The sequence below is a fragment of the Bacillus sp. 05T21 genome, assembly GCF_056396785.1.
The window spans coordinates 877,700-893,545 of record NZ_JBFTMD010000001.1 but is presented as its reverse complement, the minus strand read 5'-3'; the positions used below and the strand labels follow the sequence as shown (position 1 = coordinate 893,545).

15 protein-coding genes are annotated in these 15,846 nt (G+C 36.3%); all 15 read left to right on the top strand.

The window, feature by feature from the left end; translation table 11 throughout:
• Window positions 1–22 precede the first annotated feature (22 nt).
• The 15 genes from AC1DKZ_RS04700 (at window position 23) to nrdR (ending at window position 15,782) form a co-directional block, all read left to right on the top strand.
• Window positions 23–484: a DUF441 domain-containing protein gene (locus tag AC1DKZ_RS04700; RefSeq protein ID WP_000625507.1), complete on the top strand. Its 462-nt coding sequence runs from the start codon at window positions 23–25 to the stop codon at window positions 482–484.
• Between the two features lie 386 nt (window positions 485–870).
• Entirely contained in the window at window positions 871–2,019 is a 1,149-nt protein-coding gene (gene citZ / locus AC1DKZ_RS04695) for a citrate synthase (RefSeq protein WP_002015492.1), read from the top strand.
• A 160-nt stretch (window positions 2,020–2,179) separates the two neighbouring features.
• Window positions 2,180–3,472 carry an NADP-dependent isocitrate dehydrogenase gene (gene icd / locus AC1DKZ_RS04690; protein WP_193656557.1) on the top strand — a complete coding sequence of 431 codons (1,293 nt, stop codon included), beginning with the start codon at window positions 2,180–2,182 and terminating at the stop codon, window positions 3,470–3,472.
• Window positions 3,473–3,491: 19 nt separating this feature from the next.
• Complete coding sequence (gene mdh, locus AC1DKZ_RS04685) at window positions 3,492–4,430, top strand: malate dehydrogenase (RefSeq protein WP_000153239.1); 939 nt, start codon at window positions 3,492–3,494, stop codon at window positions 4,428–4,430.
• Window positions 4,431–4,646: 216 nt separating this feature from the next.
• Window positions 4,647–5,120 carry a MaoC family dehydratase gene (locus AC1DKZ_RS04680; RefSeq protein ID WP_476995705.1) on the top strand — a complete coding sequence of 158 codons (474 nt, stop codon included), beginning with the start codon at window positions 4,647–4,649 and terminating at the stop codon, window positions 5,118–5,120.
• A 95-nt stretch (window positions 5,121–5,215) separates the two neighbouring features.
• Window positions 5,216–5,452 (top strand): hypothetical protein, encoded by a 237-nt coding sequence (locus AC1DKZ_RS04675; protein ID WP_012261807.1) that lies wholly within the window; start codon window positions 5,216–5,218, stop codon window positions 5,450–5,452.
• Window positions 5,453–5,616: 164 nt separating this feature from the next.
• Complete coding sequence (gene phoP / locus AC1DKZ_RS04670; protein ID WP_002015484.1) at window positions 5,617–6,336, top strand: two-component system response regulator PhoP; 720 nt, start codon at window positions 5,617–5,619, stop codon at window positions 6,334–6,336.
• Window positions 6,329–8,092 carry a sensory box histidine kinase PhoR gene (gene phoR / locus AC1DKZ_RS04665; RefSeq protein WP_002088930.1) on the top strand — a complete coding sequence of 588 codons (1,764 nt, stop codon included), beginning with the start codon at window positions 6,329–6,331 and terminating at the stop codon, window positions 8,090–8,092. Before phoP ends, phoR begins: the two co-directional genes overlap by 8 nt.
• 284 nt (window positions 8,093–8,376) lie before the next feature.
• Window positions 8,377–11,010 carry a DNA polymerase I gene (gene polA / locus AC1DKZ_RS04660; RefSeq protein WP_476995704.1) on the top strand — a complete coding sequence of 878 codons (2,634 nt, stop codon included), beginning with the start codon at window positions 8,377–8,379 and terminating at the stop codon, window positions 11,008–11,010.
• A gap of 12 nt (window positions 11,011–11,022) precedes the next feature.
• Complete coding sequence (mutM, locus tag AC1DKZ_RS04655) at window positions 11,023–11,853, top strand: DNA-formamidopyrimidine glycosylase (protein ID WP_002015480.1); 831 nt, start codon at window positions 11,023–11,025, stop codon at window positions 11,851–11,853.
• A 72-nt stretch (window positions 11,854–11,925) separates the two neighbouring features.
• Window positions 11,926–12,558: a sporulation membrane protein YtaF gene (gene ytaF, locus AC1DKZ_RS04650; protein WP_002190849.1), complete on the top strand. Its 633-nt coding sequence runs from the start codon at window positions 11,926–11,928 to the stop codon at window positions 12,556–12,558.
• Window positions 12,559–12,611: 53 nt separating this feature from the next.
• Window positions 12,612–13,214: a dephospho-CoA kinase gene (coaE, locus tag AC1DKZ_RS04645; protein ID WP_002088924.1), complete on the top strand. Its 603-nt coding sequence runs from the start codon at window positions 12,612–12,614 to the stop codon at window positions 13,212–13,214.
• Window positions 13,215–13,323: 109 nt separating this feature from the next.
• Window positions 13,324–14,352 carry a glyceraldehyde-3-phosphate dehydrogenase gene (locus AC1DKZ_RS04640; RefSeq protein ID WP_002088923.1) on the top strand — a complete coding sequence of 343 codons (1,029 nt, stop codon included), beginning with the start codon at window positions 13,324–13,326 and terminating at the stop codon, window positions 14,350–14,352.
• Between the two features lie 388 nt (window positions 14,353–14,740).
• Complete coding sequence (gene speD, locus AC1DKZ_RS04635; RefSeq protein WP_002003660.1) at window positions 14,741–15,124, top strand: adenosylmethionine decarboxylase; 384 nt, start codon at window positions 14,741–14,743, stop codon at window positions 15,122–15,124.
• Window positions 15,125–15,320: 196 nt separating this feature from the next.
• Window positions 15,321–15,782 carry a transcriptional regulator NrdR gene (nrdR, locus tag AC1DKZ_RS04630; protein ID WP_001203686.1) on the top strand — a complete coding sequence of 154 codons (462 nt, stop codon included), beginning with the start codon at window positions 15,321–15,323 and terminating at the stop codon, window positions 15,780–15,782.
• Window positions 15,783–15,846: the final 64 nt, after the last annotated feature.

The following is a 15,846-nucleotide window of genomic DNA, read 5'->3' as shown; positions in this document are numbered from 1 at the left end:
TTTTCAGAAAGGAAGTGCAAACATGATTAGTCAGTCAACGTTATTTTTATTCATACTACTTATTATAGGACTTATTGCTAAAAACCAATCGCTTACTGTAGCTATTGGAGTGTTATTCTTATTGAAGTTTACGTTTTTAGGAGATAAAGTCTTTCCTTATCTACAAACGAAAGGGATTAACCTTGGTGTAACAGTCATTACAATAGCAGTGCTCGTACCGATTGCGACAGGAGAAATAGGCTTTAAACAACTCGGAGAAGCAGCGAAATCGTATTATGCATGGATTGCTTTAGCCTCAGGTGTGGCGGTCGCTTTGTTAGCGAAAGGCGGCGTACAATTATTGACGACGGACCCACATATTACAACCGCACTTGTTTTTGGGACAATTATAGCTGTAGCTTTATTTAATGGAGTCGCTGTAGGTCCATTAATTGGGGCTGGAATTGCCTATGCAGTTATGAGTATTATACAGATGTTTAAATAAGGAATTTTATAGTAATATAAAATTTTTGAATTCTTTCTGTTCACAAAAGTCAGATAATTGTTTATAATAGGATTAGAAACTTTGAAAAGTTACATAACAGCAGAGACTTTACACCAGATAAAATAAAAACAACATAAAACAATTTTATAATGATATTGTTTTATGTTGTTTTTATCATAAACTCTTCGGAATTCATTTTCCTCACTAACTTGTTGTTCTGAGCGTGAGGATTCGGGGAGACATTCACGCTCATGCTTTCCATTTAAGCAATGGACAATAAGAGGGGAACATCGCAATAAATTTGCATGAACGTGCATTTTGCTTGCCTAAAGAGTGAACGAGCGTTCATAATTTATAAGGGGAGCAAATAGATATAAGGAGCAAGGTTGGGAGAATTTTCAGGAAAAGGAGAGAATGTCATGACTGTTATTCGAGGTTTAGAAGGGGTAGTAGCAACAACATCATCTGTGAGCTCTATTATTGATGATACATTAACTTATGTTGGGTATAATATTGATGATTTAGCTGAGAATGCTACGTTCGAAGAAGTAGTGTACTTATTATGGCACCGCAAGCTTCCTAATGAAAAAGAACTAGCGGAATTTAGTGGAACAGTATCTGAATACTATAAAGTACCAGGTGAGATTTTAACATATTTGAAACAAGTAGATTTAAAAATCGCGCACCCGATGTCGGTTTTACGAACTGCGATTTCCATGCTATCATTATATGATGAGAGCGCTGAAATAATGGATGGAAAGTCTAATTATTTGAAAGCGGTTAAATTACAGGCTCAAGTCGGAACTTTAATTGCGGCTTATGCAAGAATTCGCAAAGGTTTAGATGTTGTTGAGCCAAGAAAAGATCTATCATTAGCTGCAAACTTCTTGTACATGTTAAATGATCGTGAGCCAAATGAAGTTGAAATTGAGGCTTTTGATAAGGCACTTGTACTTCATGCCGATCATGAGTTAAACGCTTCTACATTTACTGCACGTGTTTGCGTAGCTACACTTTCAGATGTGTATTCTGGTATTACAGCAGCAATCGGTGCATTAAAAGGTCCTCTTCACGGTGGGGCAAATGAAAATGTAATGAAGATGTTAACTGAAATTGGCGAAGAAGAAAATGTAGAATCATATATTCATAATGCTCTTCAAAATAAAGTGAAAATTATGGGATTTGGTCATCGCGTATATGAGCATGGTGATCCACGCGCGAAACACTTACGCGAAATGTCTAAGAGATTATGCGTGCTTTTAGGAGAAGACAAATGGTATAATATGTCTATCAAAATTGAAGACATTGTAACAAAAGAAAAAGGTCTTCCACCAAATGTTGATTTCTATTCAGCTTCTGTATACCATTGTTTAGGAATTGACCATGACTTATTTACACCTATCTTTGCAATTAGCCGTATGTCAGGCTGGTTAGCTCATATTCTAGAACAATATGAAAACAACCGTTTAATCCGTCCGCGTGCTGATTATGATGGACCGACACATCAAGTGTACGTTCCGCTAGCGCAACGATAAGCGAAAAACACTATTTTGATAGTGAAAATACGCTTTCAAAAGTCTGATTTTTTTGGGAAGATGTAATGATTAGAATATTTAAATTTGACTAACGGTTTGAACTGAGGGGTTATTCCCTCAGTTTCATACATATGAAATTTCAAACATGGGGGTTATCACATTGACAACAGGTGAAAAAATTACTGTAACTAATGGTGTTATGAATGTACCAAACAATCCGATTATTCCATTTATCGAAGGAGATGGAATTGGTCCTGATATTTGGGCTGCAGCATCTCGCGTAATAGAAGCAGCAGTTGAAAAAGCTTATGATGGTGAGAAGAAAATCGTTTGGAAAGAAGTGCTTGCAGGGGAAAAAGCATTCAACCAAACAGGCGAGTGGTTACCAGAAGAGACTTTAAATTTAATTCGTGAATATTTAATCGCAATTAAAGGTCCACTTACAACTCCAGTTGGCGGTGGTATTCGTTCTCTAAACGTAGCGCTTCGTCAAGAATTAGATTTATATGTATGTCTACGTCCAGTTCGTTATTTTGAAGGTGTTCCTTCACCTGTAAAACGTCCGGAAGATACTGATATGGTTATTTTCCGTGAAAATACAGAAGACATTTACGCTGGTATTGAATATGCACAAGGTTCTCCAGAAGCGGAAAAAGTTCTTGCATTCTTAAAAGAAGCAATGGGCGTTAATAAAATTCGTTTCCCAGAAACATCAGGGATTGGTATTAAACCAATTTCAGAGGAAGGGACAAAGCGTCTTGTTCGCGCTGCAATTCAATATGCAATTAACGAAAAACGTTCTTCTGTTACATTAGTTCATAAAGGAAACATTATGAAATTTACAGAAGGTGCTTTCAAAAACTGGGGTTACGAAGTAGCTGAACAAGAATTCGGCGACAAAGTATTTACTTGGGCTGAATATGATCGCATTGTTGAAAAAGATGGCAAAGATGCAGCAAATAAAGCGATGGCAGAAGCAGAATCTGCTGGAAAAATCATCGTAAAAGATTCTATTGCAGACATCTTCTTACAACAAATTTTAACTCGTCCACGTGAGTTCGATGTTGTTGCAACAATGAACTTAAATGGAGACTACATCTCGGATGCACTTGCTGCACAAGTAGGTGGAATTGGTATTGCACCTGGTGCAAACATTAACTATGTGACTGGACATGCTATCTTTGAAGCTACACATGGTACAGCTCCAAAATATGCAGGTTTAGATAAAGTAAACCCATCTTCAGTTCTTCTTTCAGGTGTATTATTATTAGAGCACTTAGGATGGAACGAAGCTGCGAATTTAGTAACTGATTCAGTTGAGAAAACAATTGAATCAAAAGTAGTAACTTATGATTTCGCGCGCTTAATGGAAGGTGCAACAGAAGTAAAATGTTCTGAGTTTGCTAATGAACTTATTAAAAACATGGATGTAGCGATAATCAAAAACGCATAATTAAAGCGGGGGGTAAATTATGACAATCAAACGCAAGAAAGTTTCAGTCATCGGTGCAGGATTTACAGGAGCAACAACAGCATTCTTATTAGCACAAAAAGAACTTGCAGATGTTGTATTAGTGGACATTCCACAGCTGGAAAATCCAACAAAAGGGAAAGCGTTAGATATGTTAGAAGCGAGCCCAGTACAAGGTTTTGATGCTAACATTATTGGTACATCTGATTACGCAGATACTGCTGATTCTGACGTTGTCGTTATTACAGCAGGTATTGCGCGTAAGCCTGGTATGAGCCGTGATGACTTAGTAGCAACAAACTCTAAAATTATGAAAAGTATTACGCGCGACATTGCAAAACATTCACCAAATGCGATTATTGTTGTATTAACAAATCCAGTTGATGCAATGACATATTCTGTATTTAAAGAAGCAGGATTCCCGAAAGAGCGCGTTATCGGTCAATCGGGCGTATTAGATACAGCTCGTTTCCGTACATTTATTTCACAAGAGTTAAACCTTTCTGTGAAAGACATTACAGGATTTGTTCTTGGTGGACATGGTGACGATATGGTACCTCTTGTACGCTATTCCTATGCAGGTGGCATTCCCTTAGAAACATTAATTCCAAAAGAGCGTTTAGAAGCAATCGTAGAACGTACACGTAAAGGTGGCGGTGAGATTGTAGGCTTATTAGGAAACGGTAGTGCATATTACGCACCAGCTGCTTCTTTAGTTGAAATGACAGAAGCAATCTTAAAAGATCAACGCCGTGTATTACCGGCTATTGCGTACCTTGAAGGTGAATATGGTTATAGTGATCTTTACTTAGGGGTACCAGTAATTCTAGGTGGTAACGGAATTGAAAAAATTATTGAATTAGAACTTCTTGCAGATGAGAAAGAAGCGTTAGATCGCTCTGTAGAATCTGTACGTAACGTTATGAAAGTTCTTGTTTAATAATTAAATATAAGTGGAAAAAGATTCGGGGCCCCGAATCTTTTTCTACTATATATTGAAATGTTTTTTTGAAATAATATGAAAACGCTATCATTTGGTGTATCCTATAATGAAACTATAGACTTATACTATACACTGCCCTCATCACAGTAAATTTCGGATAAGGTATCGCTTTTAGTAGGATAATAAGGTGAAAAAATCGGAGGGGGTTGTAACATGTTAAAGAAAAAAGTTCAAATTGGTCGTAGAATGGATGAAATTACAGTAGGAGAGAAATTATCTATCACTGAAAAAATTGAGGATAAAGATTTGTTATTGTACTTAGGGTTAACGAATGATGCCAATCCATTATATATTCAGCATGATTACGCATCCCAAACTCCGTATGAAAAGCCGATTGTCCCAAGCATTATGCTAACGGGGCTGATTACAACGGCGGTTACGAAATATTTACCAGGTCCAGGTAGTCATATTACTAGGAAGGACCTTACGTTCGTGAAACATGTTCACCATTATGAAACGTTACAAATCCACTTTGAAGTTGTGGCTGTTTCAGAGGAGGAACATACAATTGATATGCTTGTATTTGCTCATGATGAAAAAGGAGAAACTGTTTTAAAAGGTTCATTAACAGTAACACCACCTTTTAAATCTGTTTCCATTATGGAAAAAGCATTAGATAATTTTTAAAAAATGAAAGTTAGAATGATATAAAAGTAGCGTTAGTCATATTCTTATTAAGGGTATGCTAGCGCTACTTTTTGTTTGGAAAGGGTGATATAACTGTGAAATGGGAGAGGGAAGACATTATTTTTGAAACGATAAGAGAAGCTGAAGTATGGGCCGATTCAATCGCGAATGAAATGTACGGGAAAGTATTTGATGGATATGAAACACCAGATTATAAAATAGCGTATGCTCTTTCGTTTTTCCTAGCGCAAAATCGAGAGTTTATAGTTCATACGGAAGAAGAATTTAAAAAAGATAGATTCATCTATAAAGTTTGGATAGCGACCGGATAGAGGGAATGAAGTTACGATTGCTTTTATTTTCCGAAACTCTAGTACAAACGAGCTCCATGAATAGACAATTATATTGAGGGAGACCTTGTTTTCTAGTATGATGAGAATAACGGGGAAAATACTAGGATGAAGAAGGTTTCAAGTCTATAACTTGGAGGAAAAGAATGAACAATCGTATTTTAGTAGTTGATGATGAGGAATTTATCTTAACTTTAATTGAATTTAATTTACAACAAGCTGGGTTTGAAGTTATTACAGCAATGGATGGAGAAATGGCGCTTCAAAAAGCGACTACAGAACGCCCAGATTTAATTATATTAGATTTAATGCTTCCAAAAATGGATGGTATGGAAGTTTGTAAAGAATTACGATTGCAGCGTATTATGACGCCGATTTTAATGTTAACAGCAAAAGATGATGAATTTGATAAGGTGCTAGGTCTTGAGCTTGGGGCTGATGATTATATGACGAAGCCATTTAGTCCAAGGGAAGTTGTTGCTCGTGTGAAGGCGATTTTGCGCCGTACGAAATTACAGCAGGAAGAACAAGTTTCAGAATCGCCAGATGAAGAGAGCATCAAAATTGCAGAGCTTAAAATTTTACCGGAGTTTTATGAAGCGTACTTCCAAGGAAGGAAACTGGAATTAACACCGAAAGAATTTGAGTTACTTGTTTATCTTGCGAAAAATAAAAGTCGTGTATTAACTCGTGACCAATTATTAAGTGCTGTATGGAATTATGATTTTGCCGGTGATACAAGAATTGTTGATGTCCATATTAGCCATTTGCGCGATAAAATTGAACAAAATACGAAAAAACCGACGTACATTAAAACGATACGTGGTTTAGGTTATAAATTAGAGGAGCCAAAAGTGGATGAATAAGTTTCGTTCCAGGCTTCTTTTTACATTTGTTTCTCTTATCGTTTTTATTTTAGTTGGACTAGGTGTATTATTAGAAACTGTATTTGAAAACTACTATATAGATCATGCTAAAGAGAGAATGATAAAAGAGACACAGTATGTTGCGGTATTAGCAGAAGAGCAAGGGTTTGATGCTGTTTTAAAAAAGCCTTATGTATTTGAAAAGTTAGAAGAAAAAATACCAGCTTCTATTATATTTGTTGATGAAAAAAAGAAAGTTCAATATAGCGGAGGGCAACCATCTGCATTTAGTCAAGAGATGATTAAAGAACTTTCTTCCGAAACAGCAAAGAAAGAAAATAAAGTCATTACGAAAGAAACAGATCAAAAGAATGAATTTTATCATGCTGTGTTCGTCCAGGATGTAGAAGGGAAACAAGGATACATTTTGGTGAAAAGTACAATTGATACTTTGAGGGACGTTCACCAAAAAACGTGGGGATTATTAATTATCGGATTTGTCATTGCTTGTCTTGTAGTTGTATTCCTAGGTGTCAAAATTACAGGACAATATATTAGGCCGATTGAATCAGTTACGAAAGTTGCGATTGAATTAGCGAAGGGTAATTATAAAGCGCGTGCATATGAAAGTCATTCGGATGAAACAGGAATGCTGAGTAAAGCAATTAATATTTTAGCTCGTAATTTACAAGAGATGACACTCGAACAAGAAATGCAACAAGATCGTTTGCACACATTAATTGAAAATATGGGAAGTGGAATGATTTTAATTGATAGCCGTGGTTATATAAACCTTGTAAACCGTTCTTATAAGGAGACTTTCCACGTAACAGATGAAGAATATTTAGACCGTTTATATTATGAATCATTTCACCATACGGAAATTATTGAGCTTGTGGAAGAAATTTTTATGACAGAAGTGAAAGTGCGTAAACAAATGTTATTGCCACTTAGTATTGAGCGAAAGCATTTCGAAGTATATGGAGCGCCAATTATTGGGACGAACCATGAGTGGAAAGGGATTGTTCTCGTATTCCATGACATTACTGAGCTGAAGAAATTAGAACAAATAAGAAAAGACTTTTTAGCGAATGTTTCTCATGAACTAAAGACACCGATTACTTCTATTAAAGGTTTTTCAGAAACACTCTTGGACGGAGCGATGGATAATAAAAAATTCTGCGAACATTTCTTACATATCATTTTAAAAGAAAGTGAGCGCATGCAAGGATTAATTGAAGATTTATTAGATTTGTCAAAAATCGAGCAGCAAGGGTTTAGATTAAATATGGGTACGGTTGATATGAAGGGGATTCTTGAAGACATTCACATGGTGCTTGATAATAAAGCGGGTGAAAAAGAAATCTCTTTACAAGTGAATGGATTGAAACGAGTTTCCGTTATTGGAGATCCAGGCCGCTTGAAACAAATCTTTATTAATTTAATTAATAACGCGATTGTATATACACCGGCTGGAGGCGTTGTTTCTGTTGAATTGGCAGAAGATAAATATAATGCTTATATAAAAGTATCTGATACTGGAATTGGTATTAGTAAAGAGGAAATTCCACGTATTTTTGAACGCTTTTACCGAGTGGATAAAGCAAGAAGTAGAAATACGGGTGGAACGGGTCTTGGTTTATCAATTGTAAAACATTTAGTTGAAGCGCATCAAGGTACGATTACGGTGGATAGTGAGGTTGGGGAAGGAACAACATTTACAGTTGTTTTACCAAAATCAGCTACTGAAAAATAGGATGAAGGATATTTACAATATATTAACAATGGCTTAATTAAATATTAATAAAGCTCTGTTAATATAATATATGAAAACCCCTTCATCCAAGGAGTAATTTTGGACGAGAGTAGTTATGCTATTCTCGTCACTTCCCTTTATGCCAATGTAAGTCTGTTTATATATGATAGAAAAAAACCGTTATTTTTCTTCTCTCTATTAGTCATGTTAATATAGAGAGAGGACAGGAACGGTTTTTTTCTGTGGGAAAAATCGTTTCAAATATGTATGGGGAGGTTTGTAGTTTGGAAAAAAAAGTCGTATTAGTAGATGGTAATAATATCGCGTATCGTGCTTTCTTTGCACTACCGCTTTTAAATAACGACAAAGGTATACATACGAACGCAATTTATGGTTTTACAATGATGTTAATGAGGATACTAGAGGAAGAAAAACCGACGCATATGCTTGTGGCGTTTGATGCGGGGAAAACAACATTCCGTCATAAAACGTATAGTGATTACAAGGGAGGGCGTCAAAAGACTCCACCTGAGTTATCAGAGCAATTCCCGTTTATTCGTGAGGTGCTTGATGCATTCAATGTACCGCGTTATGAGCTGGAAAATTATGAAGCGGATGACATTATGGGAACGTTAGCGAAAGAAGCGAGTGAGCAAGGGTTTCATGTTAAAGTTATTTCAGGAGATAAAGATTTACTGCAACTTGTTTCAGATAATACACTCGTATGTATTCCTCGCAAMGGGATTACGGAAGTAGATGAATATACGAAAGAAGCTTTATTTGAGAAATATAGCTTATCACCAAAGCAAATTATCGATATGAAAGGTTTAATGGGAGACCAATCGGATAACATTCCAGGTGTACCAGGTGTTGGTGAGAAGACCGCCATTAAATTATTAACGCAATTTGAAACGGTAGAAGCAGTATATGAAAACTTAGATCAAGTGAGTGGAAAGAAATTAAAAGAAAAGTTAGAAGCGAATAAAGAACAAGCTCTTATGAGTAAAGAACTTGCGACTATTATTACAGACGCACCGATTACTGTGCATGTAGATGATATGGAATATAAAGGGTATGAACCAAGCGATTTGATTCCAATGTTCGAGAATTTAGGATTTACATCCCTTTTAAATAAGTTAGGTGTTACGCCGGAGGAAACGGCTCCAGCTGAATTAGATGATATTACATTTGATATTGTAGAAGAAGTTACAGAAGAAATGCTTCAGCAAGATAGTGCGCTTATTGTTGAAGTGCAAGAAGATAATTATCATAAAGCCGATATTCAAGGTTTTGGTATTCAAAATGAAAATGGTTGTTACTTCATTCCGGCCGATGTTGCTCTTAAATCGGATGCTTTTAAAGAGTGGCTTGCAAATGGAGAAATGAGAAAACATACATTTGATGCGAAGCGTGCTATCGTTGCTCTCAAGTGGAAAGGTGTAGATATTCAAGGGATTGACTTTGATTTATTAATCGCTGCTTATTTACTTGATCCAGCTGATACGGATAAAGATTTCCGTACTGTAGCGAAAATGAAAGAAACGCATGCCGTAAAATCGGATGAAGAAGTTTACGGAAAAGGTGCGAAGCGTGCTGTTCCGGAGCTAGAGGTAGTAGCGGAGCATGTAGCTCGTAAAGTGCATGTATTATATGATGTAAAGCAAACGTTCTTAGAAGAATTAAAAAAGAATGAGCAATATGAATTATTTACGGAATTAGAATTACCACTTGCACGTGTATTAGCTGATATGGAAGTGAAAGGTGTAAAAGTTGATACGGAGCGTCTTCGTAATATGGGAGAAGAACTTGCAGGTAGATTAAAGGAAATGGAACAGGAAATTTATAAGCTTGCGGGAACAGAATTTAATATTAATTCACCGAAGCAACTTGGGGTTATTCTGTTTGAGAATTTAAACTTACCAGTTATTAAAAAGACGAAAACAGGTTATTCTACATCGGCGGATGTATTAGATAAACTTATGGATCGTCATGAAATTATTCCGAATATTTTACATTACCGTCAATTAGGAAAGCTAAATTCAACTTACATTGAAGGTTTATTGAAAGTTGTACATGAAGATTCATCTAAAATCCATACTCGTTTTAATCAAGTATTAACGCAAACAGGTCGATTAAGTTCAACAGACCCGAACTTACAAAATATCCCAATTCGATTAGAAGAAGGAAGAAAGATTCGTCAGGCATTCGTTCCATCAGAAGAAGGATGGATCATGTACGCGGCTGATTATTCACAAATCGAACTTCGTGTGCTTGCTCATATTGCAAATGATCCAGGATTAGTTGAAGCGTTCCAACATGACATGGATATTCATACGAAAACAGCTATGGATGTATTTGGTGTTGGGAAAGATGAAGTAACATCTAACATGAGACGACAAGCAAAAGCTGTTAACTTCGGAATTGTGTATGGTATTAGTGATTATGGTCTTTCGCAAAACTTAGGAATTACAAGAAAAGCAGCAGCGGAATTTATTGAAAAGTATTTAGAAAGTTTCCCTGGTGTACAAGAATACATGGATGAAATCGTAAAAGACGCGAAACAAAAAGGATATGTGGTTACATTATTAAATCGTCGCCGTTATATTCCGGAAATTACGAGTCGTAATTTCAATTTACGTAGCTTTGCGGAGCGTACAGCTATGAATACACCAATTCAAGGTAGTGCGGCTGATATTATTAAAAAAGCGATGATTATTATGGCAGATCGTCTAGAAGAAGAAGGATTACAAGCACGTCTTCTTCTGCAAGTACACGATGAATTGATATTTGAAGCACCAAAAGAAGAAATTGAAAAATTAGAGAAGCTTGTACCTGAAGTAATGGAGCATGCAATTGAACTAGCCGTTCCATTGAAAGTTGATTATTCTTACGGTCCAACTTGGTACGATGCGAAATAAGGACGTGATGAAATGCCGGAATTACCAGAGGTTGAAAACGTTAGACGGACGCTTGAAAATCTTGTAACAGGAAAAACGATTGAAGATGTCGTTATTACTTATCCCAAAATAGTAAAACGACCGGATGATGCAGAAATTTTTAAAGAAATGCTAAGAGGCGAGACAATTGAAAATATAAAGCGAAGAGGAAAGTTTTTGCTTTTATATGTAACGAATTATGTCATTGTTTCACATTTGCGCATGGAAGGTAAGTTTTTACTTCATCAAGAGGATGAGCCGATTGATAAACATACGCACGTCCGTTTCTTATTTACAGATGGAACTGAATTACATTATAAAGATGTGAGAAAATTTGGTACGATGCATCTCTTTAAGAAAGGTGAAGAGTTGAATCAAATGCCTCTTGCTGACTTAGGCCCGGAGCCATTTGATGCTGAATTAACACCGCAGTATTTACAAGAAAGATTGCAAAAAACAAATCGAAAAATAAAAGTCGTATTATTAGATCAGCGTCTTTTAGTAGGGCTTGGAAATATATATGTAGATGAAGTGTTATTCCGTTCTCAAATTCACCCAGAACGAGAAGCTGCATCTTTAACAGAAGAAGAAATAGAAAGAATTTACGAGGCGATTGTTACAACGCTGGGCGAAGCTGTTAAGCGAGGCGGAAGTACAATTAGAACGTATATTAATTCACAAGGACAAATTGGTTCGTTCCAGGAACTTCTAAATGTATATGGGAAAAAAGGAGAACCGTGTGTGACTTGCGGTACGCTATTAGAAAAAACAGTTGTTGGCGGAAGGGGAACACATTACTGCCCAATTTGCCAACCTAGAATATAGAAAAGGGATAACATCGGATAGGCATTTGTCATATACATAGAGCAGAGCTATGTATAAGGGAGGAGCTTACCGATGTACCTTTATTTATCTCTTATTTTATTAGCTTTTACATTAAGCTTAGATAGCTGTAGTGTAGGGCTAACATACGGGTTAAGGAGCGTAAGAATTCCACTAAGATCAATTATAATTATCGGGATCTGTTCAGCAGCTGTAATGCTCGTTTCCATGGGAATTGGACATATGATCGCGAAAATATTTTCACCTGTTATCGCAACGCGTATCGGCGGATTTGTTCTTATTGGAATAGGTATTTGGGTATTATATCAATTTTTTCGAAGTGATAAAAAAGAAGAACCGAAGCAAGAGGAGAAGGTTTGGAAACTAGAAATTGCTTCGCTAGGGTTAGTGATTCAAATTTTGCGGAAGCCGACTGTTGCGGATTTTGATAAATCAGGAACTATCTCTGCAGGAGAAGCGCTACTTCTCGGTATCGCTCTTTCTATAGATTCGTTTGGTGCTGGAATTGGTGCATCTTTATTAGGTTATGCACCCGCGATGATGGCGGCATTAGTCGCGGTTATGAGTTCTTTATTTTTATTTATTGGAATGAAGCTCGGTACGATTTTATCAAATATGAAATGGTTACAAAAATTTACATTCCTGCCTGGGGTATTACTCATTATTATTGGAATTTGGAAAATGTAAGTATGGGCGTGGAACATTAGTTTCGCGCCTTTAATATTGTGAGGAGGATTATTATGACAGTAGTAATTGGATTAACAGGAGGCATTGCAAGCGGAAAAAGTACGGTATCAGAAATGTTTCGTGAAATGAGTATACCGGTTATTGATGCAGATATTATTGCGCGAGAAGTTGTAGAACGAGGAAAACCGGCATATAACAAAATTGTAGAGGTGTTCGGAACGGAAGTGTTACAAAAAGATGGAGAGCTTGATCGACCAAAGCTTGGGAGTGTCGTTTTTTATAATGAAGAAAAACGATTGCAGTTAAACGAAATTGTTCATCCTGCAGTGCGTGAAGAAATGAATGCACAAAAGGAGATGTACATAAAAGAAGGTATGCAAGCGGTTGTGTTAGATATCCCTCTTTTGTTTGAAAGTAAATTAACAAATCTCGTTGATCGTGTTTTAGTTGTAGCAGTCACACCGAATACGCAATTGGAACGTTTAATGAAACGAAATAACTTTTCAGAAGAAGAAGCAACGGCTCGTATTCAATCTCAAATGCCATTAGAAGAAAAAGTAAAGAAGGCAGATGAGGTGATTTATAATGATGGCACAATTACTGGAACGAAAACACAATTAGCTTCTATTTTGAAAGAATGGAACATTATTGATTAAAAAATTGTGAAATTAATGAAAATGCTTAGTGACATATCTCCTTTTTGTGTTATACTATTATTGGGATTGGAGATAAATAGTATAACGCATTCAAGGGGGATAACATATTATGACTCGTGTGGCAATTAATGGATTTGGACGTATCGGGAGAATGGTATTTCGTCAAGCAATAAAAGAAAGCGCATTCAAAATTGTAGCAATCAATGCAAGCTATCCATCAGAAACGTTAGCGCATTTAATTAAATATGATACAGTTCATGGAAAGTTTGACGGAACAGTGGAAGCATTTGAAGATCACTTACTAGTTGATGGGAAAATGATTCGCCTTTTAAACAACCGCGATCCAAAGGAGTTGCCTTGGAAAGATCTAGGTGTTGAAGTTGTAATTGAAGCAACTGGTAAATTTAACTCGAAAGAAAAAGCAATTCTTCATGTTGAAGCTGGAGCGAAAAAAGTTATTTTAACAGCACCTGGTAAAAATGAAGATGTAACAATCGTAGTTGGTGTGAACGAAGACCAATTAGATATTACAAAACATACTGTTATTTCAAATGCATCTTGTACAACAAACTGTTTAGCGCCTGTTGTAAAGGTGTTAGATGAGCAGTTCGGAATTGAAAACGGTTTAATGACAACTGTTCACGCTTATACAAATGACCAAAAAAATATTGATAACCCACATAAAGATTTAAGAAGAGCGCGTGCTTGCGGACAGTCTATCATTCCAACAACGACGGGTGCTGCAAAAGCGCTAGCAAAAGTTCTTCCACACTTAAACGGAAAACTTCATGGTATGGCACTTCGTGTACCAACACCAAACGTGTCTCTTGTTGATTTAGTAGTAGACGTAAAACGTGATGTAACAGTTGAAGATATTAATGAAGCATTCAAAACTGTTGCAAACGGTGCGTTAAAAGGAATTGTAGAATTCAGCGAAGAGCCTTTAGTGTCTATCGACTTTAATACAAATACACACTCAGCTATTATTGATGGTTTATCTACAATAGTAATGGGTGATCGTAAAGTGAAAGTGCTTGCTTGGTATGATAACGAGTGGGGCTACTCTCGTCGTGTTGTAGATCTTGTAACGTTAGTTGTTGATGAATTAGCAAAACAAGAAAATGTGCAACATATTTAAGTGAAATAGAGAGAGGGCAAGTAAATATTTGCCCTCTTTTTTTATTTTTTTCTGAAAAGGGAAAAAATTATATGAATATATTTTCAAATAGTGGGCATACCACGAAACGTTGGGATTACTGTATTCGTGAATCATTAATTTTTTTTAGGGAAAAGTAAAGAGGAAAATATGACAGAAAATCGAAAAAACTGTTGTTGCAAAATGAAAATAAACAAAGTATACTAACACTCGTAAACTTAAGAGCTGAGGTACGTAGTCACTACTTAAAGGGTTAGGACCTCTCTGGACTAACTTTCCCCCGTGGTAGTGGAGCAAGCCAAATTGCAAATTAGTTTTCAATTCGAACAGTTAGAATAAATTTACAAGGGGGAACTGTAGAATGGATACTATGGATACGATGGGTCGTCACGTGATTGCTGAACTTTGGGATTGCGATTTCGACAAGCTTAATGACATGCCGTATATTGAACAATTATTTGTGGATGCAGCACTAAGAGCTGGTGCTGAGGTACGTGAGGTTGCTTTTCATAAATTTGCACCACAAGGTGTAAGTGGAGTAGTAATTATCTCGGAATCACATTTAACAATTCATAGCTTTCCGGAGCACGGTTACGCAAGTATTGATGTTTATACTTGTGGGGATCGTATTGATCCAAATGTTGCTGCAGAATATATTGCAGAAGGTTTAAACGCGAAAACGCGTGAGAGCATCGAGCTTCCTCGAGGCACTGGTAGCTTCGAAATTAAGCAGAGAGAAACAAAAGCTCTTTAAAAAAGAACATAATTGATTTAAAATGTAAAGAGGTGTATAATGCACCTCTTTTTTAGTTTATATAAAATAGGATCATGATATGTAATAACTTAGAGTGGTCATTATAGAAGAATGAGTTATATAATATTGTATATATATTTTCACATGTAGGTGAGTAGCGAAAGAATAAAGATTATAGTGTAAAGGAGTGAATGAATTGCGTTGTCCATCCTGTTTTCATAATGGAACAAGAGTGTTAGATTCGCGTCCGGTAGACGAGGGGCGCTCTATTCGAAGAAGAAGAGAGTGTGAAAGTTGTTTAAGTCGCTTTACGACCTTTGAAAGAGTAGAAGAATCACCTCTTATCGTTGTTAAAAAAGAAGGAACACGAGAAGAGTTTAATAAAGAGAAAATTTTACGCGGTTTAATTAAAGCGTGTGAAAAAAGACCTGTATCTTTAAGGCAGTTAGAGGAAGTAACACAAAGTGTGGAGCGTGAACTTCGTAACTTAGGTATATCAGAAGTGAAAAGTGATATGATTGGTGAAATTGTTATGGAAGAACTTCGTGATATTGATGATGTTGCTTACGTACGTTTTGCTTCTGTGTATCGTCAATTTAAAGATTTAAATGTATTTATTGAAGAATTAAAAGATATACTGCAAAAAGAGAGAGAGTAGAAGGAATCTCTTTATATACTGTAAGTAAACGAGATAAGAGAGCTAGAAGCGGAAGCTAATAGCT

Excerpts from the sequence above, each read along its gene's own strand:
- AC1DKZ_RS04680 (WP_476995705.1), top strand. The coding sequence starts at position 4,647 with ATGTTAAAGAAAAAAGTTCAAATTGGTCGTAGAATGGATGAAATTACA.
- AC1DKZ_RS04640 (WP_002088923.1), top strand. The coding sequence starts at position 13,324 with ATGACTCGTGTGGCAATTAATGGATTTGGACGTATCGGGAGAATGGTA.
- speD (WP_002003660.1), top strand. The coding sequence starts at position 14,741 with ATGGATACGATGGGTCGTCACGTGATTGCTGAACTTTGGGATTGCGAT.
- phoP (WP_002015484.1), top strand. The coding sequence starts at position 5,617 with ATGAACAATCGTATTTTAGTAGTTGATGATGAGGAATTTATCTTAACT.
- ytaF (WP_002190849.1), top strand. The coding sequence starts at position 11,926 with ATGTACCTTTATTTATCTCTTATTTTATTAGCTTTTACATTAAGCTTA.
- mutM (WP_002015480.1), top strand. The coding sequence starts at position 11,023 with ATGCCGGAATTACCAGAGGTTGAAAACGTTAGACGGACGCTTGAAAAT.
- AC1DKZ_RS04700 (WP_000625507.1), top strand. The coding sequence starts at position 23 with ATGATTAGTCAGTCAACGTTATTTTTATTCATACTACTTATTATAGGA.
- mdh (WP_000153239.1), top strand. The coding sequence starts at position 3,492 with ATGACAATCAAACGCAAGAAAGTTTCAGTCATCGGTGCAGGATTTACA.
- coaE (WP_002088924.1), top strand. The coding sequence starts at position 12,612 with ATGACAGTAGTAATTGGATTAACAGGAGGCATTGCAAGCGGAAAAAGT.
- phoR (WP_002088930.1), top strand. The coding sequence starts at position 6,329 with ATGAATAAGTTTCGTTCCAGGCTTCTTTTTACATTTGTTTCTCTTATC.